At 54.0% G+C, this 24,218-nt stretch carries 17 protein-coding genes; 16 read left to right on the forward strand and 1 reads right to left on the reverse strand.

Features of this window, described 5'->3' with window-relative positions:
• Positions 1-59: 59 nt before the first annotated feature.
• A complete protein-coding gene (locus ABJ205_RS12185; RefSeq protein WP_348155082.1) occupies positions 60-1,121 on the reverse strand; it encodes a polysaccharide lyase family 7 protein in 1,062 nt (353 codons plus the stop codon).
• 566 nt (positions 1,122-1,687) lie between these two features.
• On the opposite strand from ABJ205_RS12185, the gene ABJ205_RS12190 reads away from it, so the two are divergent.
• From ABJ205_RS12190 to ABJ205_RS12265, 16 genes are all read left to right on the forward strand, one after another.
• On the forward strand, positions 1,688-4,852 hold the full coding sequence (locus tag ABJ205_RS12190) for a TonB-dependent receptor (protein ID WP_348155085.1): 3,165 nt from the start codon (positions 1,688-1,690) through the stop codon (positions 4,850-4,852).
• Positions 4,853-4,973: 121 nt separating this feature from the next.
• Positions 4,974-5,714, forward strand: coding sequence for a FadR/GntR family transcriptional regulator (locus ABJ205_RS12195; RefSeq protein WP_348155087.1), 741 nt, complete (start codon positions 4,974-4,976; stop codon positions 5,712-5,714).
• A 108-nt stretch (positions 5,715-5,822) separates the two neighbouring features.
• A complete protein-coding gene (locus ABJ205_RS12200; protein WP_348155090.1) occupies positions 5,823-8,093 on the forward strand; it encodes a polysaccharide lyase 6 family protein in 2,271 nt (756 codons plus the stop codon).
• Positions 8,090-10,285 carry an alginate lyase family protein gene (locus tag ABJ205_RS12205; protein ID WP_348155093.1) on the forward strand — a complete coding sequence of 732 codons (2,196 nt, stop codon included), beginning with the start codon at positions 8,090-8,092 and terminating at the stop codon, positions 10,283-10,285. Before ABJ205_RS12200 ends, ABJ205_RS12205 begins: the two co-directional genes overlap by 4 nt.
• A gap of 14 nt (positions 10,286-10,299) precedes the next feature.
• Entirely contained in the window at positions 10,300-10,662 is a 363-nt protein-coding gene (locus ABJ205_RS12210; protein ID WP_348155096.1) for a cupin domain-containing protein, read from the forward strand.
• Between the two features lies 1 nt (position 10,663).
• Positions 10,664-11,968 carry an MFS transporter gene (locus ABJ205_RS12215; protein ID WP_348155099.1) on the forward strand — a complete coding sequence of 435 codons (1,305 nt, stop codon included), beginning with the start codon at positions 10,664-10,666 and terminating at the stop codon, positions 11,966-11,968.
• A 31-nt stretch (positions 11,969-11,999) separates the two neighbouring features.
• The gene (locus tag ABJ205_RS12220; protein WP_348155102.1) at positions 12,000-12,752 is read left to right on the forward strand and encodes a glucose 1-dehydrogenase; all 753 of its coding nucleotides are present in this window, start codon (positions 12,000-12,002) and stop codon (positions 12,750-12,752) included.
• Between the two features lie 24 nt (positions 12,753-12,776).
• Complete coding sequence (gene eda / locus ABJ205_RS12225; protein ID WP_348155104.1) at positions 12,777-13,415, forward strand: bifunctional 4-hydroxy-2-oxoglutarate aldolase/2-dehydro-3-deoxy-phosphogluconate aldolase; 639 nt, start codon at positions 12,777-12,779, stop codon at positions 13,413-13,415.
• A gap of 16 nt (positions 13,416-13,431) precedes the next feature.
• Positions 13,432-14,463 (forward strand): sugar kinase, encoded by a 1,032-nt coding sequence (locus ABJ205_RS12230; RefSeq protein ID WP_348155107.1) that lies wholly within the window; start codon positions 13,432-13,434, stop codon positions 14,461-14,463.
• Between the two features lie 8 nt (positions 14,464-14,471).
• Positions 14,472-14,621 (forward strand): hypothetical protein, encoded by a 150-nt coding sequence (locus ABJ205_RS12235; RefSeq protein ID WP_348155109.1) that lies wholly within the window; start codon positions 14,472-14,474, stop codon positions 14,619-14,621.
• 532 nt (positions 14,622-15,153) lie between these two features.
• Positions 15,154-16,254, forward strand: coding sequence for a CoA transferase (locus tag ABJ205_RS12240; RefSeq protein WP_348155112.1), 1,101 nt, complete (start codon positions 15,154-15,156; stop codon positions 16,252-16,254).
• Positions 16,251-17,009, forward strand: a complete 759-nt coding sequence (locus ABJ205_RS12245; protein ID WP_348155115.1) for an enoyl-CoA hydratase-related protein — start codon at positions 16,251-16,253, stop codon at positions 17,007-17,009. Before ABJ205_RS12240 ends, ABJ205_RS12245 begins: the two co-directional genes overlap by 4 nt.
• 120 nt (positions 17,010-17,129) lie before the next feature.
• Positions 17,130-19,055, forward strand: coding sequence for a DUF3604 domain-containing protein (locus ABJ205_RS12250; RefSeq protein ID WP_348510061.1), 1,926 nt, complete (start codon positions 17,130-17,132; stop codon positions 19,053-19,055).
• Positions 19,056-19,068: 13 nt separating this feature from the next.
• Positions 19,069-19,869 carry a peptidylprolyl isomerase gene (locus ABJ205_RS12255; protein ID WP_348160850.1) on the forward strand — a complete coding sequence of 267 codons (801 nt, stop codon included), beginning with the start codon at positions 19,069-19,071 and terminating at the stop codon, positions 19,867-19,869.
• Between the two features lie 5 nt (positions 19,870-19,874).
• On the forward strand, positions 19,875-20,876 hold the full coding sequence (locus ABJ205_RS12260; RefSeq protein ID WP_348160849.1) for a HupE/UreJ family protein: 1,002 nt from the start codon (positions 19,875-19,877) through the stop codon (positions 20,874-20,876).
• Between the two features lie 279 nt (positions 20,877-21,155).
• A complete protein-coding gene (locus tag ABJ205_RS12265; RefSeq protein WP_348160848.1) occupies positions 21,156-23,915 on the forward strand; it encodes a bifunctional aconitate hydratase 2/2-methylisocitrate dehydratase in 2,760 nt (919 codons plus the stop codon).
• Positions 23,916-24,218 lie beyond the last annotated feature (303 nt).

Here is a 24,218-nt window from a genome sequence, read left to right on the forward strand (position 1 = left end):
AAAAAAAGGCACCGCTCTCGATTGAGAGCGGGGCCTTTTTATTTGTCCAATGGTTGTTGTTATTCTGGCGGAGTTGAAGGGCCTACTGCCAAGTGCGAAAAGCTGGCTTGTGCGTAATTGCCGTCTGCTTTGTCTTGTTCCCAATCACCCGTTCCCGGGCATCCTGCATACCATGAGGATGCGCCAGTTCGCGTGCTGCATTGATTGTAGATGCCAGCCTTAAAATACAGCGAGTCCCCGCCATAAGCATAAGGATTATCCTTCGCATCAGCACCTCTGATCAGGCTGCGGGTTTGCTGAATTGTGCCCAAACGTTCATTGTGAAAGGTTAGGTACATCGTATTCCGATGGACGTTGATGGTGTAACTAAAATCCTCACCCAATGCGATGCCATTTGCACCAGGGTCTTCGTCGTTGTCCCATGTGTAGCCAAAGACTGGGACTGCAAGGTCCGAGCGATTGGGATCATCCTTTGCCAGATTGCGCTCATAGGTCCAGAAAACCGAACCGGTTTCATGCTCTGGGAATTTCTTATAATAGATCTTGATTGGCTCATTGCCATAACCAAACCCACTTCGCGTGCTCTTGTATTTGAGCGCGTGGATCTGGCCGACAACCGCTGAGAATGCCGGTCGCTTCGATGGGTCGCCGGCATTGGTGGAGACATGATCCACCCGAAGAGTTGCTTCGAGTTTGCCGCCGACCGCACCGAATTTATCGGAGCTCTTGCGTGCTTCTACTGCGAAGTTATTGCCGGGCTCATGGGTGCCAATGCGGGTGTTGGTCCCGCGCAGCATCTGACGCAGTTCGCTACGCGTATTGGTAGAGTTTGCAGTTGTTGGCGCCTTGTTCGGTGCCGCGAAAACCAATCTTCCTTCATCGTCCAAGAAAAAGAAATCTGAGTGAGTGAAACCTTGGAGTTCACTTACAGAAATGTCGTCTGGCTTCTTGTCGTTATTGCGATCGGTGGGCAGAGTTATCTTCCAGAAGCCCAGATCAAATGCGTCGCTTGGGGCGGGTGATGTATCACTCGCCGCGACCAGCGAGAATGGAATTGCAAGAGCGATTGCGCTCCCAGCGAGCGCCATACTGCTCTTCTTAAGACACTTAGCGAAATTCATTTTTTGTCACTCCCAGAATCCAATCTTTCTTTTATAGGGGCCCTGCACCAACACAGCCTGAACAAAGACCTCGCTCATAGGCGGTGATTCTGTGCTACGAGCCCTTCAAATGCTCCTCTTCTCACCTGCAACGGCGAGCAATCCACAGGCTAGGCCTTGTGGAGCGAGTGTCAATCAAATGAACATACCTATCAAGGCAGGTCTGTACTACCAATTAACCGATTTTCATCTAACATGCTGAGAGAAAACAAGAAGCACAGCCCAATTGGAGAGACTCGCGGTGAAATTTTGTTGCTTTGATCCAATGCTGTCTCGCGTACCGAATCACTATGGCGGAACCGAGCAACGATAGAAATGCTCACCTTCGTTCCGTTAGAAAAGATCTAACAAATCCAATAATTCAGTACCTTAGGGGCCATCACATTCCCTTGTTCTCAGGTTGTTGCAATTTGGCATCGTCTGCTAATTGGTTAGATAAAAAAGTACATTTTGGTATGTGGCAACGGTTGACACGTGGGGGGATGCCGGTATTCCAAAAGCTCAAAGAGCCTTTAGGGAGGGGCAAAATGGGAAATCGCGTAATTGGTCGCCGCGCTTCATCGCGCATTTCGTTCTCAGCTGCATTGCTTGCTGGAACCGCTTTTGTTGCGAGTCCTGTGCTTGCTCAGGATGAGCAGCCTGAGGAGGAAGTTGTAGATGTCTCTGAGGGGCAGGGCGATGAAATTGTTGTTGATGGTTTTCGTGCCGTCGTCCAAAGCTCGATTCAAGAAAAGCGTAATGCAACCGAGGTTTTCGATGCGCTTTCTGCGGATGAAATCGGCGATATCCCGGCGCTATCTATTGGTGAGGCGCTTGAGACGCTCACTGGCGCTGGCTCGCACCGCGAAAATGGCGGGGCGACCGAAATCTCGATCCGAGGTCTTGGTCCATTCTTGGGTTCGACGGTTATCAATGGCCGTGTTGCAACCAACGGTAGTGGTGATCGCTCGGTGAACTTCAGTCAGTTCCCTTCTGAGCTTTTCACGAAGATTGGTATCTACAAGACGCAGGCTGCAAGCTACATCGAAGGTGGTGTCGCTGGTCAGATTGTGCTCGAGACAGCGCGTCCGATCGACTTTGGTAAGCGCCGGGTTCAGGGTGAGATCAAAGCCGAGCTCAACCCAGACAATTTCGATATCGACTCTGATCAGCGGTTAAACGATGTTGGTTATCGCGGTTCGTTGAGTTTCATCGATCAGTGGTCGGTCGGTGATGGTGAGTTGGGTCTGTCCCTCGGTTACGAGCGGCGCGATTCCAACAATCCTGAACAAGAAGTTCGTGTTTCCAACACGATCCGTGCATGTGTGGTCGATCCAAGCACCACAACTGATGGTGTGTTCGACGATGGAAACTGCGATACGAACAGTAGCGTGATTGATGGTCTTCGTGACGGCAGCGTGGATTTGCCTTTCGTGATTGCGCGCAACAGTTATGCGCTCCGCCAGAATCTCTCTGCTGACACTCGCAATGCATTCTTTGGTGCAATCCAATATCAGCCGAGTCCGAATGTCGATATTAATGCAGATTTTCAATACTCGACCAGGAAGCAAAGTGAGCAGCGTTCTGATTTGAACTTTGCGGAGGGTCGTCGAATTGACGAGCAGGATGCTGCCAATTCGATCCCAGGCTTTGATCTTCTTTTCACCGAAAGCGGCGCGCTGCGTCAGTTCACGAGTGAGCAACGCATCGAAGCTGTCAGTGAGTTTCTTGAGCGTGATGAGGAATATTACGGTGGTGGCTTGTCGATCGATTTCAGCCCTGCTGATCGCCTCACGATTTCACTAGACGGATCGTACTCACAAACTCGCCGCATCGAAGAGGCTGTGCAGGTTCGTTTCCGGACTGAAGATGACGAAGACATCTTCGGCAATACGGGGGCATTCACACCGAGCGTTGAGAATGATGGCGGCACCCAGGATGACCGCGTTGAAAGCGTTATCCAAATCTTCCAAAATGGTTCCGAAGGCGTGAACTTCGTGGTTCAAGACTTTGATGTGGACAACCATAATTTGTTTGCCAACGATCCGCGCGTGCGTGCTGATTTGGAGCAGGATCGCTTTAACAGCATTTGGGCTGTGAGGGGTGATGTTGCCTATGAACTCGACGGTTTCTTTAGCTTGTTTCAGGCTGGCACTCGCTATCAAGAGCTAATCTATCGCGATGTTCCAGGTGCTCAATTAAATACCAGCCGTTTGGAATTTGGGCAGTCTACCGGTAACCCGTTTAGTGATAATCCAATAGATCCTAATGATCCGAGAAGTGGTGCGCTTGCGACCGCTAACCAAGAGTGTCGAACTAGTTTTCCTGAATCAGGTTTCTTATCCTCCATCTCTGGCGGCAACCCTCTGGTCACTCAAGTCGACGCTAGCGGAAATGTTGTGAGCACAACAAACACATTTGCAACGTTCGATGCGCGCTGCATTGTACAGGTTCTCGAGCGGGTGGATCCGCAGGGTCTGCCGCTTGATGAAGACGGCAATGTGATTTTCCCGACCGGCGAATTTGACTCGATCCAAAATACAGACGTGACGGAGCGGACCTGGGCGGGTTATGTTCAGGCCGACTTCGATGGCGAGCTTGGTCAAATGCCAATTCGCGGCAACGTGGGTGTAAGGGTGGTCGATACCTCGGTGCGTTCGCGCGGATTCCGTGCGGCACTTAATGTGATGGTTACGCCTGGCGATCCGTTGGATCCGACCGATAATGGTCAATTCGTACTGGCGCAGGACAATGCAACGTTGGTCTCGGAGGTGTTTGAGAACTCCTACACAGAGTTCCTTCCAAGCGTAAATTTAGTGGCTGAATTCCAGCCTGAATTGCTTGGTCGTTTTGCTGTGTATCGCTCTCTGTCTCGTCCTGACCCGTCCAGCCTTGGTAACGGACGCTTCTTTAGTACTAATAATGATGAGTTTGCGACCGCAATTGATGCACTTAACGGTGGTATTGATCAGGTCACTGCGACCGGCAATCCTGCAACAGAACCGCTGCTTTCGTGGAACGTTGATGCGGGGCTCGAATGGTATCCGAATGACGATACGATCCTTGCTTTCAACGCGTATTACAAGAGCTTCGATGGCGGGTTTGAAACTGTTGGGCAGTTTGAGCCTTTCTCAATTAGCGGCCAAGATGTCGACCTGTTGGTAACTCAGGTTCAAGTCAATGATGACACGAGCACTATTTTCGGTCTTGAGGTTACTGCTGCGCACCGCTTCAGTTACCTGCCGGCGCCTTTGGACGGTTTGGGTTTTAAGCTGAGCTACAATTACGCAGACTCAAACTTCGAATTTGAGGATGATACGCTCGGGGCGCTTACGACCCTCAACCCTGATGGTACTACTTCGGTGTCTAACGGCCTGATTCCGCCGTCAAATCTATTTGGTTTTTCAGAGCACGTTTTGTCAGCTCAAGCCTACTACGAAATCGGCGACTTCGATTTCCAAGGGATCTACAAATATCGGAGCGATTACTTCCAGCAATTCGTCACAACACCAGGCCGAATTCGCTTCGTCGATGATGTGAGTGTGTTTGAGGCGCGTATTACATACGCGCTGAATGACAATCTCCGTTTCTCGCTTGAGGGCCTGAACCTGTTCAACCAACCGCGCACTGACTTCCGCGGCGCAGCGGACGATCTTGGCCAGGTTCTGGTCTTCGGTCCTCGCTTCTTTGCAGGTGTAAGGGCGCGTTTCTAAAGACCTAGGACTGCCGCGCCTTAATTGGCGTGGCAGTCTACTCCTTTTGACCGACCGACTTGTCTTAACTATGGGACATTGAGATACGGAGTTCCGAGCATTAAGAGTATTGGAAGCGACAATGACGAGTAAGCGACTTTTCCAATCTGTGGCCGAGCAAATCTCGGAACTGATTGATGAAGGGGCATTTCCCCCAGGAACCCGCCTACCCGGTGAGCGGGAATTGGCAGAGCGCCTCGGGGTAAGTCGTGTGACTATTCGAGAGGCGGAAATTGCGCTTCAGGCTGTCGGTCGCCTTGAAATCAAAACCGGCTCGGGCGTTTATGTCGGTGAAACGGTCTCTGAGAATGTGGCTGCACTCCCTACCTCGAGCGCATTTGAGGTGACCGAAGCTCGTTTGCTCGTAGAATCTGAGACCGCTGCGCTTGCTGCGCATAATATGACCGATGCGGTGGTCCAACATCTATCGAGCCTTATTGAGCAAATGCGGACCGGCGACGAAGAGATCGCAAATGCAGCCGATGAGGAGTTTCACCGGGCGATCGCAGAGGCTTCAAACAATACCGCAATGGTGCACACCGTGAAAGAGCTTTGGCGGATGCGTGAAGATATTCCCGAGGTGAAGACGACTTACGAAGCTGTCTGTGTCCATGATGCGGAATCGCGCACTCAAGAGCATGAGGCGATCTTCTTTGCACTGCGTGATCGGGATCCGGCAGCGGCGCGAACCGCCATGCGTGAACACTTTCATCGTCTAATCGAGGCGATGCTCGACGCAACCGAGCGAATGGCGATGGAAGAGCTTCAAGAAAAGGCTTCTAAGAGCCGGGAGCGCTTCGCTGCCGCGTCAAAAATTGGCTAACCAAATTGGTGCGACAAAAAACCCTCAACTAATATGCCAGATTGATTGACACGCGTTGGCTCGGGTCTATAGTTGTGCAATAAGAGTTTGGATGAGGGGATTGATGGTATGTTGGCGAGGTTAAGCCTTGTGACCGCTGTGCTTTGGCTTTTGACTAGCCCAGCTGCTGCTGAACGCATCCTTGTTCATGATCAGGATCAGTATGCAGCCGCCGCAAAGTCGGTTGAGGCTGGTGATGAGATCGTTCTTGCAAACGGCGAATGGCGCGACTTTGACCTTGTGATCACTGGCAAGGGGAGTTCGGCTGAGCCGATAATTGTAACGTCGCAAGAGGCTGGAAAGGTTGTTCTTACTGGACAGTCTAGCCTTCGTATCGGCGGCGAATATATTCACGTGAACGGGCTTGTCTTCCGCGATGGGTTTAGTCCGCGCGGTGAGGTAATTTCATTCCGCCGCAACAAGGAAGATTTGGCACGCCACTCACGTGTTAGTGGAGTTGTTGTCGACGGCTTTAGTAAGTCTGATCGGTATGAAAGTGACTATTGGGTTGGAATTTATGGCCAGAACAATCGCTTCGACCACAACAGCCTCATCGGCAAAACCAATAAGGGTGTGACGCTCGCAGTAAGGCTTGATAGCGAGGGTAGCCGCGAAAACGATCACCGGATCGAGTTTAACTATTTCGGGCCTCGTCCTGTGCTTGGCTCCAATGGTGGTGAGACTCTTCGGATTGGGACCAGTCGTTATTCAATATTCAACTCGAACACTGTGGTGGCGAACAATATCTTCGACCGGACCAGCGGTGAGGTGGAGATCATCTCGTCTAAGTCGGGTGGCAATATTTTTCGTGGGAATGTCTTCCTGCGTTCACGCGGTACGCTGACGCTGCGTCATGGCGACAACAATGTTGTCGAGGGCAATGTCTTCTTAGGGGGTGGCGAGGGTCACACCGGAGGTATCCGTGTGATCAATCGCGGGCAGACAGTCCGCGGTAATTACATGGAGGGGCTCCGCGGAGAGGCCTTCTCCAGTTCGCTTGCCATTATGAATGGTGTGCCCAATTCACCCGTCAATCGCTATGTCGAGGTTGAGGGTGGTGTGATTGAAGGCAACACAATCGTCGATAGTCGGCGTCTCGCCTTCAATGTGGGGGCTGATCAAGAACGTTCGGCAGCGCCCAGTAATACGACATTTGCCAATAACCTTATGGCGGGCCTTGAGGGAGAGTCTTTCATCGAGGTCTACGATGACATTTCAAAAATCGCCTTTTCGAACAATGTTGTGGGCAAAGGTGAGGTCGACGAGGAGTTGCCTAGTTTTGCGCAGCGGCCCTTTGAAATGGAGCGCGCTGAGAATGGCCTGCTCTACCCGGTTGACCCCGCGCTTGCGGATGTTGGCGTTTCTCGTGCGCTTACCCCGGTAACGCTTGAGCAGGTTGGGGCGTCGTACTACCCCAAGCCTGAAAAAGGGGCTGTCTTTGGTTTTACAGGCAATGTGATTGCAGTTGAGCCGGGTGATGACACGTTGGTGGACGCTATTCTTGCGGCGCAAAGCGGTGATGTGTTGGAGCTTGCTCCGGGTGATTACACCGTAGAGCGGACCATTTCGTTGAAGACGGCGATTACTATCGCGGCAGCGCCAGGTGCGGGGAGCGAAAAGCCTGTCATCTACTTTGGCCGTCCCTCACTGTTTGAACTTCGTGAGGGGGGGAATCTCAAGCTTGAGAATGTGGTGATCGACGGGGCGCTTGCACCAGATTCCGTTGGGAATTCGGTTATTCGCACCACAACCTACCCGATCAAATCAAACTTTGCAGTAGAGATGCACGGCGTTACTGTGCGCGGGCTTATCGTCAATAAGAGCTTCAATGTGCTGACCCTTGGTAAAAGCACTTTAGCGGACCGGGTTGTCATCCGAAACAGCGCTTTTGCTGACATCACAGGATCCATCGTTTCAGCGAAAGCAGAGACCGAGGACTATGGACAGTATAATGTCGAAAACCTTGATATTAGCGAGAATACCTTTGCTCGGATCGGTGGTCCGATAGCGGATGTATATCGCGGTGGTAGGGATGAAAGCACCTTTGGTCCGGATGTCACCATTGCGCGCAATGCGATGGATGATGTTGGTCGAGCGTCGACAAATGGTTCACAGGCGTCGGTGCATCTTCACGGAGTTCAAATCGCTAAGGTTAGTGAAAATGCGATCCGCGGATCAGCGCCGGCTCGCGTCGTTCATACCGTGGGCACGCCTAAGACGGAAATCACTAACAACGCTTTTGCTGGGACCCCTGCGTTGGTCCTAGAAGAGCTCAACTTTGAAGGTGCGCACCGCGCCCAGCTTTCAGGCAATGAATTTGCCACTGGGGGAGATCAATGATGCGCGCCCTTACCTTTGCCTCCGCGCTTGCGCTTTCTGGCGTTCCGGCTATCGCGCTGGCCGCTGATGGACATGCGCAAACGGGTCACGAAGCAAATGACGCGCACGCCCCGCTTTTTGCAAGCGAAATGGAGCTGGCGCGCGGTTTCGTGGATGGCATGATGGCATCAGGGGTTGTGGTCCCGCAGCCCAAAGACCCCGGCGGCGGCTACACTCACGAACAACACAAACGCAATTTTCGAGCGATCTATCAAGGCGGGCAGCTGTTCCAGATCACCGGTGACGAGCGATACCGCGACTATGTGCGCGATCTGCTACTCGAATACGCCGAACTTTACCCGACCTTGGGCGAGCATCCAGCCAAAGCGAACCAATATTCGGGCCGCATTTTCTGGCAGGTCCTCAACGATGCCATGTGGTTGGTTCATGCGGTGCAAGGCTACGGCAATATCCGCGATACGCTGAGCGATGCAGATCGCCAGACAATCGACGACCAAGTGTTCCGCCCTGCGGCGCACTTCCTATCGGTTGAATCGGTTGCGACCTTTGACCGCATTCACAACCACGCCACTTGGGCGACCGCTGGTGTGGGCATGACGGGATATCTTCTGGGCGATGCTGACATGGTCGAGCGCGCTCTGGTTGGTTCTGACAAAAGCGGTGAGGCAGGCTTTATCCGCCAGACCGAACTGTTGTTTTCACCCGACGGATATTACACCGAAGGCCCCTATTATCAGCGGTTTGCCCTGCTTCCGTTCCTCGTTTTTGCCAATGCGATTGAGCGTAATGATCCGCAACGCGCGATCTTTGAGCATCGCGACGGCATTCTATTGAAGGCTCTGCGCACCACAGTTCAGCTGAGCTATCGCGGCTATTTCTTCCCTTTCAACGATGCGATCCGGGATAAGAGCCTGCGCACGGCAGAACTCTATGAAGGCGTTGCGATTGCTTACGCGCAAACCCGCGATCCGGCGCTTTTGTCGATTGCTGAATTTCAGGGACGCACTGTCCTGACGCCCGGCGGCGCAATGGTGGCAAAGGATCTGGCGGCGGGCAAAGCCCAGCCCTTTCCTTTTCGCTCTTTGCTCCTAAGCGACGGGCCAGAAGGCAACCAGGGCGCGGTCGCTGTCCTTCGCCAAGGCAAATCCAATTCGGAAGGTGAACCGGCCACCGTGCTGATCGCCAAAAACAGCTCGCAAGGTATGGGCCACGGCCATTTCGATAAGCTTGCATGGCAGCTTTACGACAATGGCAACGAGGTTGTTCGCGATTATGGTGCGGCGCGTTTCCTCAATATTGAGGCAAAGCGCGGCGGGCGTTATCTGCCTGAGAACACGACTTGGGCCAAAGCGTCTGTTGCGCACAACACCCTAGTTGTGGATGAGGCCAGCCACTTTGATGGCGATGGCAAATACGCTGACAAATTCTGGCCCACCCAAACATATTTCTCTGATGCTGATGGGCTTCAGGTCTCAAGCGGCATGATCGACAGCGCCTATCGCGGCGTTTCGATGAAGCGCACGCTTTTGATGGCTTCTATTCCCGGCTTGGAACAGCCTTTGGTGATCGATCTTGTGCATGCATCAAGCGATGCGGCGCACCAATATGATCTGCCATTGCATTATTCGGGTCATATCATGGAGTATGACTTCGACGCGCAGCGCAGTGTTGCTCAGCGTCCCGTGCTGGGCTCTGCCAATGGTTATCAGCACATTTGGGTCGATGCGACAGGGGCGCTGGACGATGGCAAGGGCGCGCTCACGTGGATCCTTGATGGGCGTTTCTACACTTACCGCTTTGCAGCCAACGGCCCGGTCACGGCGATCCTTGGTGAAAGCGGCGCGAATGATCCGGAATTCAACCTACGCCGCGAACCGCTTCTGATCCTGCGCGCGCAAAGAGAAGGTGGGCACGAGGGCGCAGTGTCATTTGCAAGCCTGATCGAAGCGCATGGCAGTTATGATGGCGCGGCAGAGCAAACACTCAATAGCCGTAGCTTGGTAGCTGACCTCACGCACACACGTGTGGGCGCGGCAGATATTGTTCAACTGACCCTGAAATCAGGGCAGCGTTACGCAGTTGCGGTTTCGCACAATCCTGATCCTGAAGCGGCGTACAGCGCCCAACTTGATGGCGAGACCATCAGCTGGAACGGATATGCGGGCGTCATTGTGTTGGCAGCAAAAGAGTAATGGGAGAGCCTAGAATGGAAATGGTGAAAGAGGCGCAAAGCCCGCCCTTTGTGGTCGCGAAGGATACACCCAAAGAGGACCTGGGAGGCGGCATATCGCGCCAGATCCTTGGCTATGGGCCTGAAATCATGATTGTGCGGGTCTGGTTTGAAAAGGGTTCAGTGGGTGACGTTCATTCCCATAGGCACAGCCAATCAACCTATATCGAAAGCGGCAAGTTTGAGGTCTTAATCGACGGGAGCAAGCAAGTTCTCGAAGCTGGCGACAGCTCCTACATCGCGCCCCATTTGGACCACGGCACAATCTGCCTTGAGGCTGGCGTGTTGATCGACACATTCAGCCCGATGCGCGAAGATTTTTTGGGTGAGGGGAACTAAAATGAAAATGCAGGGACTGCGTTGGTGGGTTGTAAGCCTCGTCGCGATTGCGACGATCATTAATTATATCGACCGCCAAACCATCAATGTTCTGTGGCCCGAGCACATCGCGCCTGATCTGTTCCCCGACATGGATGCCGACGGGCATAAAGAGATTTTGGGCCTCATCAGTGTGGTGTTCATTTTCTCCTATGCCGCGGGTCAGGCCATTTTCGGCAAGATTTTTGACTGGCTTGGCACACGGCTTGGTTTTGTCCTTTCCATTGGTGTTTGGTCGCTGGCAACAGCGGCACACGCCCTTGCGAAAGGCGTCGTTAGCTTCAGCATCTTCCGGGCAATTCTGGGTATCGCCGAAGCTGGCAACTGGCCTGGTGCGACCAAGGCGAATGCGGAGTGGTTCCCGACTAAGGAACGCGCCCTTGCGCAGGGTATTTTTAACTCGGGCGCAGCAATCGGTGGCATCATTTCGATCCCGTTGATCGGTTTCCTTGCGATTATCCTCGATTGGAAGCTGATCTTCATAATTGTCGGCTTGGTTGGCCTTGTGTGGCTCCTGCCATGGTGGTTCATCGTCAAAGGACCGCCCAAGAGCCACGATTGGCTGACCGAAGAGGAGCGCGAGTATATCCTTTCAGGTCAGAAGGCTGAACCTACTGACAGCATTGATGACGACGACGAATACAACCCTTCGACCGGCGAGCTTTTGTCACGCAAGGAAAGCTGGGGAGTGATTATCGCATCGGCGGCAATCGATCCTATCTGGTGGTTGTTCATCATCTGGATCCCGACCTATTTCCTTGAAGTTCATAACTTTGCGATCAAGGACGTCGCGGCCTCTGCGTGGCTACCTTATGTAGGCGCTATGGTTGGAGCATGGGCCGGCGGTCTTCTGGCCGGCAACCGCATCAAGGCGGGTTGGAACGTCGATAAGACCCGCAAATTCGTGATCACGCTGGGCTGTCTGATTATGCTGCCCTCGCTTCTTGCGCTTTCGGTTGCATCATCACCATGGACAGCTTTGTGGCTGATGTTTGCGATCCTGTTCGGCTTCCAGGTTGCTATCGGCAATGTGCAGACTTTGCCGAGTGACCTTTATGGCAAAGGCACCGTTGGGACTTTGTCAGGTATGGCCGGAATGGCGGCCAAGCTCAGCGCTGCGGCGTTGACGGCGATCGTTCCGATCATGACGGCGGGCGCCAATTATTATTCTGTTTTCGTCCTGGGGGCGGCCATGGCACTGACGGCAATTGCCAGTGTCTGGTTGCTTTGCGGCGAAATCAAACCACTCAAACCAAAATCGGCGTAAGGCCTCGTACATTCCTAAAGGGGAAACGAATATGAAATTTGCAGGCAAAGTGGCAGTGGTCACCGGCGGAAGTCGAGACATTGGCCGCGCGGTTTGCGTCAAGCTGGGCTCTGAAGGGGCAAGCGTTGTCGTCAACTATAACAACAATCAATCCGATGCTGACGCTACGGTTGCTGCGGTTGAAGCCGCAGGTGGTAAGGCAATCGCAGTCAAGGCGGATGTGACGAAGCCCGCCGATGTCGATGCTCTAATCGCTGCAACCCGCGAGGCGTTTGGCGACGAGGTTCATGTTCTCGTCAACAATGCTGGCGGATTGGTAGCGCGCAAGACGCTTGAGGAGATGGACGAAGAGTTTTTCAACTTCGTCATGCAATTGAACGCGACCTCTACTTTCCTTGCTTGCAAGGCGGCGGTGCCATTGATGTCAGAGGGCGCGTCGATCGTGAACCTTGCTTCGTTGGCTGGCCGTGATGGCGGCGGCGGCGGTGCAATCGCATATGCTACCTCCAAAGGCGCTGTGATGACTATGACCCGCGGTCTTGCCAAAGAGCTTGGCCCCAAAGGTATCCGTGTGAACGCGCTGTGCCCCGGCATGATTGCGACCACATTCCACGACAAATTCACGCCGGATGCCGCTCGTGAAAACGTTGCAAACTCAACTCCGCTTCGTCGTCAAGGCAAGGCTGAAGAAACCGCCAATCTTGTCGCATATCTTGCCTCTGACGAAGCTTCATTCGTGAACGGCGCGAACATCGACATCAACGGCGGTCTTGCCTTCTCATAAGAGCTACGAAGAGAAAGCAAACACATGGATACCTCTCTTTCAGAGCGCCTTGCATCTGCTCCTGTCGTCCCACTTATTGGTGAGAACGATGCGGACCGTGCTGTAAAAACCGCCGGTGCATTGGGCGCTGGCGGCCTGAGCGTCATCGAAGTGGTAATGCGCAGCGATGATGCGCAAAAAGGTATGGAGGCGATTCTTGCGCAGACCGAAGGCTTAATCGTGGGCGCTGGCACCGTGCTGACGCTGGATCAGGCGAAATCGGTTCGCGCAAGCGGCGCTGAATTTATCGTGTCACCGGGGCTAGTGGATGAGATCGCCGAATATTGCTTGGCGGAAGAGATCCCTTTCTTCCCTGGCACGATGACCGCAGGCGAAGTGCAGCGCGCTTATGCTCTTGGCCTTCGCGACGTGAAGTTCTTTCCGGCATCGCTCGCAGGCGGCGTGCCTATGCTCAAAGCCTTGAGCTCCGTATTTCGTGAGATGCGCTTTATGCCGACTGGTGGCGTATCCGCAGGAAATCTTGCTCAGTTTCTAGAATTGCCAAGTGTGCTTGCCTGTGGCGGCAGCTGGCTGACACCCAAGGAGGCAGTGGCCAGCGGCGACTACTCCAAGATCACAACCCTTGCGAGCGAGGCCTTGGCCATCGCGCAGTCTGCTCGCTGAATGAAGGCTCCTCTCCATGTCTGAATTCCTTTCTTTTGGTGAAATTATGCTCCGGTTGAAAACACCGGGCCACCAACGCTTTTTCCAATCACCCGAGTTTGAAGCAACGTTTGGCGGCGGTGAAGCCAATGTTGCTGTGGCCTTGTCTAATTACGGTTTCGATGCTGGCTTTGTCAGCGCACTGCCCGACAATGACATCGGCGAAAATGCGATCATGGAATTGCGCAAATTTGGTGTCGATACCGCTCACGTCAGCCGCTCTGGCGACCGGGTTGGTATCTACTTCCTTGAAACTGGGTCGAACCAACGCCCATCCAAGGTTGTATACGACCGCGCAAACTCATCGATCTGCAATGCAGGTTTGGATGAGTTTGACTGGCCGACAATCTTCAAGGGTGCAAAGTGGCTCCATATCACTGGCATTACCCCTGCGCTTAGCCAATCGGCAGCTGACCTTTCGATGGCCTGTGTGAAAGCAGCGAAGGAAGCTGGCCTCACGGTCTCATGCGACTTCAACTTCCGCGGGAAACTTTGGAAATATGGCAAGACAGCCCCCGAAGTGATGCGCGAACTCGTGAAGTATGTCGACGTCGGCATTGCCAATGAAGAAGATTGCCAGAAATCTCTCGATATCACTGTTGATGTAGATGTGGAATCAGGCGAGCTCGATACGGCAAAATATGAAGCATTGGGCCAGAAAGTCCTTGATATTTATCCGAACATGCACACGATTGCGATTACACTTCGCGAAAGCCTTTCTGCGGATCGCAACAATTGGTCAGCTTGCCTACGTACGCGCGAAGGTGGCTTTAAGCTCAGTCGCAAATATGAACTGACCGATATCGTGGACCGCGTTGGTGGAGGGGACAGCTTTGCCTCAGCCTTGATTTATGGCCTTAACGCCTATGAGGATCGCCAGCAAAGCTTGGAGTTTGCAGTGGCCGCAAGCGCGCTCAAGCACACGATCTTGGGCGACTTTAACCGCGTCACCGTGCCAGAAGTTGAAAAACTCATGAGCGGCGATGGCTCGGGCCGAGTTCAACGTTAAGGCGCTAAGTGTCGATAAGCCCAGCCTCGATCGTGCTTAGCATTCAAATGCTCCAAGAGATGAGCCCGCTTCCTCGCGCGATGAATGATAATTCGTCGCGCGAGCAGGAGTTATTCGAAAGGCGGGTTGAGCGCGAACTGGTTGATGATACCGACTAGCAGCGGGTTGACTTTGGATCGCTAAGCGGATGCGCTGGGCAGATTGATCTGCGGCTTGGGTCCGGACGTGAGGGACGGCGCACGCATCAATCTGTTGCGTGCAGAAGGCCTAATTACAAATCTCTGCTCTCCAGCTGGGTGCTTCATCGCGAAGTTCCCATATAATGGGCTGCAATTGATCGCACTGCAAAGTCATCCCGCCTCAAGAATGGAATACTCCATTTGGATGATGTTCCATTTGATTGGGCCAATACCTCACTCTAGGTGTGGGAGCGAAGATTAGAGCTGATCAAATAGAGGAATGGCACTTTGTCCAGAATTCTCATCGATGGATACAACTTGGGATTGGGGAAAGGCGCCAAACTTTGCGATCATGATGCCGCTTTTGACAGATGATCTGCCCACTGAATTCTATGGTTAGAGAGTTTGCTCTAGCGCTCCATCGACACTAACGGCGCTAGGACATTGTTGACGTGCGTGCCTATGATGTACGTGCGCAAAAACGATCTTGGCATAAGGGAACTGGGTATAGATGGGCAAACTTTCCGGTATTCGTGTTGTTGATCTTTCGCAGTTCCTTCCCGGCCCCATGATGAGTGTCATGATGGCGGATCAAGGCGCAGAAGTGATCAAAATCGAACCACCCCAAGGCGACCCAGCGCGCGAACAGGCTCCATTCAGCAGCTATAATGGTGAAGAGCACTCGGTTTGGTTCGCCAACCTTAACCGGGGTAAGAAGAGCGTTGTCCTCGATCTGAAATCGGACGAAGGCAAAGCGCGGCTACGTGAGCTTATCGCGGATGCCGATGTGTTTGTTGAAGGGTTCAGGCCAGGCGTGATGAAGCGGCTGGGATTTGATTATGGCAATGTGAAAACGATCAAACCCGACATCGTTTACTGCTCCATCTCTGCCTTTGGTCAGCAAGGTGATCTGGCCCATCACCCTGCACACGACATGGCTGTTCAGGCTCTTGCCGGATTTCTTGCTGTCAATGATGGTGCTGATGGCGCCCCGGTTGTGCCTGGCGCAGCGAGCGCTGATCTTGCTTCTGGACTTACTGCGTTGTCGGGTGTGCTAATGGCGCTCATCGGTAGGGACCGAACAGGCGAGGGTGCGTATATCGACTGCGCAATGTTCGACAGCCTTCTGCCGTGGTGCGCGCACACTGCCGGTAGCGCGATTGCAGGTGGACCCAGTCCCGTATCACAATCGCAACGCTCATTAGGCGGAGCCGGCTTTTATCAGGTCTATCAAACTTCAGACGGCAAACATGTCGCCTTGGGAGGGCGCGAGGTAAAGTTCGCTAAGAACCTTTTGACCGCGCTTGACCGCTTGGATTTGCTACCGCTCGCAGAAGCGCCCGCAGGAGAGCAAGGTGAATTGATCGCATTTCTGGCGCAGGTTTTTGCCACAAAGACGCGGAGCCAATGGGTAGAATGGTTTGCCGATAAAGACGTCGCTTTCGCGCCCGTATTGAACTTTCGAGAAGCCCTTGACGAACCCCATATCGCCGAGCGCGGATTGCTTGTCGAAGCGGAAGGCGGCGGCAATCACATCGCGCCAGCAATCCGGTTTTTGGGGGAGGAATGGACGCCGGGCTGCGTCCCAAAAAAGGGCGAGCATCATTCATGACACTGCGGCTTGAAATTGACGGGGCCGTTGGCCATTTGCTGATCGATCGGCTTGATCAACGCAATGCGTTTAACATGGATATGTGGAGCGCAATGCCAGAGCTGCTCGATCGAGCAGAGGCGAACCCGGATCTGCGTGTGTTGGTGCTCCGATCAGCCAATGCGGGAAGCGCATTTTGCGCCGGTGCCGATATCAAGGAGCTCTTGGCGAATAAGGATGATGCCAATTGGCGCAGCGCCAATCAGGCGGCAATCAACCGTGTTCAGTACAAGTTAGCGCGGTTAGCGCTTCCAACGCTCGCTTATATCGAAGGCGATTGCATTGGTGGCGGTTGTGGCTTGGCATTGGCCTGTGACCTTCGCGTAGCAACTTTATCTGCGCGGCTGGGAATTACGCCTGCAAAGCTTGGCCTTGTTTATCCATTTCACGATGTAAAACTGCTTACCGATTTGGTTGGCCCGGGACAGGCAAAGCGCATTTTGTTTACAGGCGGTTTGATTGATGCCCAAGAGGCAATGCGGATTGGTCTGATCGAATGTATCGACGATGATCCGACCTCAATAATCGAGGCATTGACCGCCGCGAGCCCCCATTCAATCCGCGAAGGCAAGAAATTCGTGCGCCGGGTCCTGGATGGCCAGGAAGAGGATGATGAGGCGACTTTGCGCGTCTTCGCTGATGCGTTTGTAGGCCCGGATTTTCTTGAAGGAACCACTGCCTTTGTTGAAAAACGCCGACCGCAGTTCGGTAAGTGACGATCACATTCCCCGCTGCGCTACGAAGATTTCCTGACGCCTGACCCAGTGTGCTTGACGTGAATGTGATAGGGCGCGATGTTCAGGTCAAAGAATAGAACAAGAATGGGGAGAGGGCTGTTGCGCAAAGCATGGGTGACACTCGCATGTGCGAGCATTTTGGCAATTGGTGTTGTTAGCTGTTCTGGTGGTGAACCCGAAGCGCCGCCTGAGCAATCCGGCGATGGTACTGATACAATCGAACTCGCAGAATTCCCCGATCGGCCTTATTGGGGCGATACGCACCTTCATACCGATAATTCGGTTGATGCCTTTGGGTTTGGGACAAGGCTTGGCCCAGAGGCGGCTTTGCGATTTGCCCGCGGCGAAACGGTAACAGCCACTACCGGAGCTGAAACACAGCTTTCGCGGCCGCTTGATTTTCTTGTGATCGCGGATCACTCCGACGCCCTTGGCGCGACCCGGCGGCTTTATGATGCACCGCGCTGGTATGTGAATTGGGTGATGGGTGACGAGACCGTACTTCGCTGGTACGACATGATGCACGAAAGCCCGGAACAATCGACGAAGGCTATTGGCGAACTGATCTCAGCGGCAGCAGAAGACCGCATCCCAGAGGCGATGGCAGCAGACGCCGAAGCGTCCGAAGAGGCGACGAAGGACATTTGGAATACGCAGCTTTCCATCCTCGATCGATATAACGAGCCCGGGGTCTTTACAGCACTTGCAGGGTATGAGTGGACGGCAATGCCCAATGGCAACAACTTGCACCGAGTGGTCATGTACCGCGACGGATCTGACAAGACCCGCCAAACTGTGCCGTTCCCCGGCCTTCAAACCACGCCTCCGCAGCTATGGGAATATATGAAGAGCTATGAGGAGAAGACCGGCGGGCGAGTGCTAGCTATTCCTCATAATCCGAACCTTTCCAATGGTTTGATGTTTCAGATGACCATGGAGGATGGCTCGCCAATGACGCCCGAATACGCGGCTCTTCGTGCTTGGGCGGAACCCGTGATTGAGGCGACACAGATCAAAGGTGACAGCGAAACGCACCCCTACCTGTCACCCAATGATGAAATGGCAGGTTTCGGTGTTCAAGGTTGGGACTTTGGCAATTTGTCTCTGAGCGAAATGACCGAACCTTCCATGTATGCAGGATCTTATGCGCGCTCCGCCTTGCTGCGCGGGCTTACGCTGGAAGAGCAGATGGGAGTAAACCCATACGCCTTTGGCATGATCGGTTCGACGGACAGTCACACTTCACTTGCAACCGGCGATGAAGACAATTTCTGGGGCAAGCATACCGGGAATGAGCAGAGCTATGAAGACCGCGCTATTGTGCCTCAAAATCTTGGCACTCGCGAGGGGCGCTTTGGTTGGCATTATCTCGCCGGCGGATATGCGGCTGCGTGGGCGCGGGGCAATACAAGGGCAGAAATCTTCGATGCTTTCGCCCGGCGTGAGGTTTACGCAACCACCGGACCGCGTATGAGCGTGCGCATCTTTGGCGGCTTTGGCTTTACCGCATCTGATTGGGACGAGGACTGGGTACGCAAAGGTTATACAAGCGGCGTCCCAATGGGCGGGGAGCTTGACGACCAAGGCGACGCGCCCAGCTTCCTAATCAGCGCGATGAAGGACCCGGACGGTGCAAACCTTGATCGTGTTCAGGTAATCAAGGGCTGGCTTGATGCCTCTGGCGCGATGCAAGAGCAGGTCTATGATGTTGTTTGGAGCGATATGGACACACGTCGCAGATCGGGCGGCAAAGTACCCTCTGTTGGCGACACGGTGAACCGTGATGACGCGAGCTACACCAACGATATTGGCGCTGCCGAACTGCGCACCACGTGGACCGATCCTGACTATGTGCAAGGCCATCGGGCATTCTATTATCTGCGTGTGTTGGAAATCCCAACACCGCGCTGGACTTTGTATGATGCGGTCCGTTTTGGGGTAACGTTGTCGGACGACGCGATGGCTGATGCTGTGGCACAGGAACGCGCATACACCTCACCAATTTGGCTCAAACCAAACAGCTAAGGGTTCTGCGCAAATGAAGCTACCCAATTGGACGCGCGAACCGCTCGTTCACTTCATGGCCTTGGGCGCTGTTCTTTATGTGGCGCTGACATGGGGTGGGACGCAGCCTGATCCGGCATCACGTGTGATCAGCGTGGGTTCTGCCGAAGAAGAAAAGATTGCCGAAAGCTGGACGCTTACCATGGGCCGCTCGCCGACCGACGCAGAACTTGATCTGGCGGTGGATGCCTATGTCCGCGAAGAGGTGCTTTACCGCGAGGCGTTACGCCTTGGCTTTGACGAAAGCGATGCGATTGTGCGTAGGCGGATGGTCTCCAAGATGGATATGTCCGCAAGTCTTGCGGCGGAGACGGCAGAGCCTTCGGAAGAGGTTCTTCGCGCATTTCTCGAGGATAATCCTGAACTTTACGCGGGCGAAGCGTCCGCCAATGCGAGAGTTAGCTTTGATCAAGCCGTCTTTTCCAGCGAGATGAGCGCGCGTGCCGCGATGGCCAGGGCTCAAGTAAAAGGCGATGCGACAGGCTTGCCCCGCAATGTGTCAACGACGCCCATGCGCGACATCGAAGCACAGTTTGGCCAGCAATTCGCCGCCGGAATGCGGGGACTTGAACCTGAAGATGAGTGGCAAGGACCGCTTGCCTCTGGCTTCGGTTGGCATCTTGTCCGTTTGACCGCGCGTAATGTGCCTGAACCTGATTTCGAAACTTTGCGCGTTTCAATCGTCAACGATTGGCGAAGTGCTGAAATCAAGGCGCGTAAGGAACGCGCCTATGAAACGCTGCGCAGCGCTTATCGCATCGATATCGACCGGTAGCTTTCGTGACCCGCTTATTTCTAGGCCTGCTTGCCGTATTGCTGGTTTTTCCGCTTGGCTCACTTAGCGCGCACGAATTGCGTCCGTCGGTCGTGGAAATGCGCGAAGTGGAGAGTGATCAATATACGCTTGATTGGAAGGTCACACTTTCAGCCGGCAGCGCTGGCATGCTTGCAAGCCGGTTAGAACCGGTGATCCCAGACAATTGCTCTATCAAAGGAGAGATAGTGCAACGTATCCAGTCCGCCGCGCTTATGGGGCGGGCCAGCATCGCATGCGAAGGTGATCCTGCAGGCGGCCAATTTGGCCTTAGTGAACTCTTGGGCAAGTCCGATGCAATCGCACGCTTCGTCCCGATTGACGCTCCCACGCAGAGTTTCCGTTTGACGGCAGACAACCCTGCGGCAGTTATTGCGTCAGAGCCTTCCCCCTTTGGTGTACTCGCCGACTATTTTGTGATCGGCGCAGAGCACATCATCTTTGGCTGGGACCACCTCCTTTTTGTGATCGCTCTTGTCTTGCTGGTGCGCAGTCCGTGGCCAGTGGTTAAAGCAGCGACGGCGTTTACAATCGCTCACTCCATAACACTTGTGGCGACAATCCTTGGCTTTTCAGGTCTGCCCGGCAGACCGGTGGAGGCGTTGATTGCACTTTCCATTGTATTCCTCGCGGTGGAGGTGGCGTTGGTATTGCACGATCCAGATCGGCAGACACTGACCCGGCGTTTTCCATGGGCGGTCGCTTTTGCATTTGGGTTGATCCACGGGTTTGGCTTTGCTGGCGCGCTAGCTGAGATTGGTTTGCCTCAGACACAGCTCGCGGCCGCTCTATTTGCGTTCAATATCGGGGTTGAGGCGGGCCAACTGCTCGTTATTGCGCTCACAATGATCATTCTCACAACCCTAGGCCGCGCGTCTGAAAACACACAAGGCCTCGCCCTCAAAACCAGCACCTATGCAATCGGGGCGATTGGCAGTTTCTGGTTGATCGAACGGATTATTGGCTAGTCCGGACCATTGAGCAAGAAACGTTTCAAGCGGGCGGGTAATGGTAGACTTGCTTGATTGGTACGAAATCCGTGCCGCGACCAAAAATTGGTCTTGTTGCATGGCCGATCGGCGCGATTGATCAAGACTTGTGCTGTGTGTGGGGCAAAATGCCTTGCGCATGGACGGAGTCTTGAATACCCGCAGACACAAATTGCCTTCGCGTGCGCCCATCCTAACGCAAAAATGCCGGGTCCGCCGCATTCACACTTAGCAGCCGCAATCGGCACTGGGATAGTTATGAGCCTTTACGCCTCTTACCTCGACGAGATTGAAACCCGCAAAATCCAAGGTCTTTCGCCAAAGCCGATTGATGGCGGACCGTTGGTCGAAGAGCTGATCGTGCAGATCAGAGATGAAGGACACGAGCACCGGGCGGATTCGCTGAACCACCTTATCTACAACACGCTTCCCGGCACGACGAGCGCGGCTGGTGTGAAAGCGGCGTTCTTGAAAGAGATCGTTCTGGGCAAAGAAGCGGTGGCTGAGATCACGGTTGGGTTTGCGTTTGAGCTGCTCTCCCACATGAAGGGCGGCCCGTCGGTCGAAGCTCTGCTCGACCTCGCACTTGGCGCGGATGCTGGCATATCTAAGCAGGCTGCCGAAGTCCTCAAAACACAAGTTTTCCTCTACGACGCCGACACGGCGCGCCTTGCAGCCGCCCATGAAGGCGGCAACGCGGTCGCTACCGAGATCCTCGAAAGCTACGCAAAGGCAGAGTTCTTCACCAAGCTTCCCGAAATTGACGAAGAGATCAAAGTCATCACCTATATCGCTGGCGAAGGCGATATTTCGACCGACCTCTTGTCTCCCGGCAATCAAGCGCACTCGCGCTCTGACCGTGAACTGCATGGCAAATGCCTGATTTCACCAGAGGCGCAAGACGAGATCACTGCGCTTAAAGAAAAGCACCCTGATGCGCGCGTCATGTTGATCGCGGAAAAAGGCACGATGGGCGTTGGCTCTTCGCGTATGTCGGGCGTGAACAATGTCGCGCTTTGGGCGGGGAAGCTGGCGAGCCCTTATGTGCCGTTCGTCAACATCGCTCCGGTTGTGGCGGGCACCAATGGCATTTCGCCGATCTTCCTGACCACAGTGGGCGTGACCGGCGGCATTGGCCTCGACCTTAAAAACTGGGTCAAGAAGACCGATGAGAACGGCGAGGCCGTAAAAGACGGATACGGCGACCCGATCCTTGAGCAAACCTATTCGGTTGAAACCGGTAAGGTCCTCACGATCAACACCAAGACGAAGAAACTCTACGAAGGCGACGAAGAGCTCGCCGATGTGTCGAGCGCTTTCACCGCGCAGAAAATGGAATTCATGAAGGCAGGCGGTTCATATGCCGTGGTCTTTGGTAAGAAGCTTCAATCATTTGCACAAGCTGCTCTGGGCCAACCGCTCAAATCGTCCTACGCGCCAAACCGCGAAATCAGCGTTGAAGGCCAAGGCCTCACCGCAGTTGAGAAAATCTTCAACCGCAACGCAGTGGGCGTTGCCGATGGTCAAGTGCTGCACGCAGGTTCTGACGTTCGCGTTGGCGTGAACATTGTTGGTTCGCAAGACACCACCGGCCTGATGACGAGCCAGGAGCTTGAAGCGATGGCTGCAACGGTGATCTCACCAACTGTGGACGGCGCTTATCAGTCGGGCTGTCATACCGCGTCGGTTTGGGACAAGAAAGCGCAAGCCAACATCCCCAAGCTTATGAATTTCATGAACAAGTTTGGGCTGATCACCGCGCGTGACCCTAAGGATGGATACCACGCGATGACCGATGTGATCCACAAGGTTCTGAACGACCTTACCATCGACGACCGCGCGGTAATCGTTGGCGGGGATAGCCACACACGCATGTCAAAAGGCGTCGCATTTGGTGCAGACTCTGGCACGGTGGCGCTGGCTCTTGCCACGGGCGAGGCGACTATGCCGATCCCTGAAAGCGTCAAAGTGACCTTCAAAGGCACGCTTAAAGACCACATGGATTTCCGCGATGTGGTCCACGCAACACAGGCGCAAATGCTTAAGCAATTTGGCGACAACGTCTTCCAAGGCCGCGTCATCGAAGTGCACATCGGCACGCTGCTGTCCGATCAGGCATTCACCTTCACCGACTGGACCGCAGAGATGAAGGCGAAGGCTTCGATCTGTATCTCCGAAGATGAGACGCTGATTGAATCGCTGGAAATCGCCAAAGGGCGCATTCAGATCATGATCGACAAAGGCATGGACAATGAAGGCGGTGTTCTCGCTGGCCTGATCGCGAAAGCGGACAAGCGCATTGCCGAAATCCGTTCTGGCGAAGTACCGGCGCTGCGCCCTGATGCTGACGCGAAGTACGCTGCCGAAGTGGCTGTTGACCTCGACATTATCGCTGAGCCAATGATCGCTGACCCGGATGTCAACAATAACGATATTTCAAAGCGGTACACCCACGACACCATCCGTCCGATCTCTTACTATGGCGGTGAGAAGAAAGTGGACCTTGGCTTCATCGGCTCGTGCATGGTTCACAAGGGCGATATGAAGATACTGTCTGAAATGCTCCAAAACCTTGAGAAGCAAAACGGCAAGGTCGAATTCAAAGCACCTCTCGTGGTTGCGCCTCCGACCTACAACATCGTTGATGAGCTTAAGGCAGAGGGCGATTGGGAGCTTCTCGCGAAATACGCAGGCTTTCAATTCGACGACACCGATCCGAAGAACGCGGCGCGCACCGATTACGAGAACATGCTCTATCTTGAGCGACCCGGCTGTAACCTGTGTATGGGCAATCAAGAGAAAGCCGCCAAGGGCGACACAGTGATGGCAACATCGACCCGCCTGTTCCAAGGCCGCGTTGTTGAGGATGCAACAGACAAGAAGGGTGAGAGCCTTTTATCATCCACCCCGGTTGTGGTGCTTTCAACGATCCTTGGCCGCACGCCAACGATTGAGGAATACATAGCAGCCGTTGAAGGCATCAACCTCACCAAATACGCACCGCCCGTTGCGGCGTAAGGGGGCCCTCGCAAGGCGATAACAGACCAAACCGTCCGGCCGCCGTCGTTGTTGGTTACGTGCGCATTGACTGGGTGGAGCAAGACTGCTCCCCCGTCGTGTGCCGCTGATCCGCGGCTGGGTTGGAGAGAGATCGCTTAAAGGCAAATGCATTGGTTCGCCGCTCAAATCTGACGAATTTCAAGTTGCTGCGCTTTTGTTGGTGATTTCCAAAATAACGATGGTTGAATGTGATCTAGCCAACGGATTGAACGATCTTCCGCCTCGTATTGAGCATGAGTTTGCGGGGGCGTTTTGGGTAAG

Source organism: Erythrobacter sp., assembly GCF_039988855.1.
In the GTDB taxonomy this organism is placed as follows: domain Bacteria; phylum Pseudomonadota; class Alphaproteobacteria; order Sphingomonadales; family Sphingomonadaceae; genus Erythrobacter.

Excerpts from the sequence above, each read along its gene's own strand:
- ABJ205_RS12185 (WP_348155082.1), bottom strand. The coding sequence starts at position 1,121 with ATGAATTTCGCTAAGTGTCTTAAGAAGAGCAGTATGGCGCTCGCTGGG.
- ABJ205_RS12190 (WP_348155085.1), top strand. The coding sequence starts at position 1,688 with ATGGGAAATCGCGTAATTGGTCGCCGCGCTTCATCGCGCATTTCGTTC.
- ABJ205_RS12195 (WP_348155087.1), top strand. The coding sequence starts at position 4,974 with ATGACGAGTAAGCGACTTTTCCAATCTGTGGCCGAGCAAATCTCGGAA.
- ABJ205_RS12200 (WP_348155090.1), top strand. The coding sequence starts at position 5,823 with ATGTTGGCGAGGTTAAGCCTTGTGACCGCTGTGCTTTGGCTTTTGACT.
- ABJ205_RS12205 (WP_348155093.1), top strand. The coding sequence starts at position 8,090 with ATGATGCGCGCCCTTACCTTTGCCTCCGCGCTTGCGCTTTCTGGCGTT.
- ABJ205_RS12210 (WP_348155096.1), top strand. The coding sequence starts at position 10,300 with ATGGAAATGGTGAAAGAGGCGCAAAGCCCGCCCTTTGTGGTCGCGAAG.
- ABJ205_RS12215 (WP_348155099.1), top strand. The coding sequence starts at position 10,664 with ATGAAAATGCAGGGACTGCGTTGGTGGGTTGTAAGCCTCGTCGCGATT.
- ABJ205_RS12220 (WP_348155102.1), top strand. The coding sequence starts at position 12,000 with ATGAAATTTGCAGGCAAAGTGGCAGTGGTCACCGGCGGAAGTCGAGAC.
- eda (WP_348155104.1), top strand. The coding sequence starts at position 12,777 with ATGGATACCTCTCTTTCAGAGCGCCTTGCATCTGCTCCTGTCGTCCCA.
- ABJ205_RS12230 (WP_348155107.1), top strand. The coding sequence starts at position 13,432 with ATGTCTGAATTCCTTTCTTTTGGTGAAATTATGCTCCGGTTGAAAACA.
- ABJ205_RS12240 (WP_348155112.1), top strand. The coding sequence starts at position 15,154 with ATGGGCAAACTTTCCGGTATTCGTGTTGTTGATCTTTCGCAGTTCCTT.
- ABJ205_RS12245 (WP_348155115.1), top strand. The coding sequence starts at position 16,251 with ATGACACTGCGGCTTGAAATTGACGGGGCCGTTGGCCATTTGCTGATC.
- ABJ205_RS12255 (WP_348160850.1), top strand. The coding sequence starts at position 19,069 with ATGAAGCTACCCAATTGGACGCGCGAACCGCTCGTTCACTTCATGGCC.
- ABJ205_RS12265 (WP_348160848.1), top strand. The coding sequence starts at position 21,156 with ATGAGCCTTTACGCCTCTTACCTCGACGAGATTGAAACCCGCAAAATC.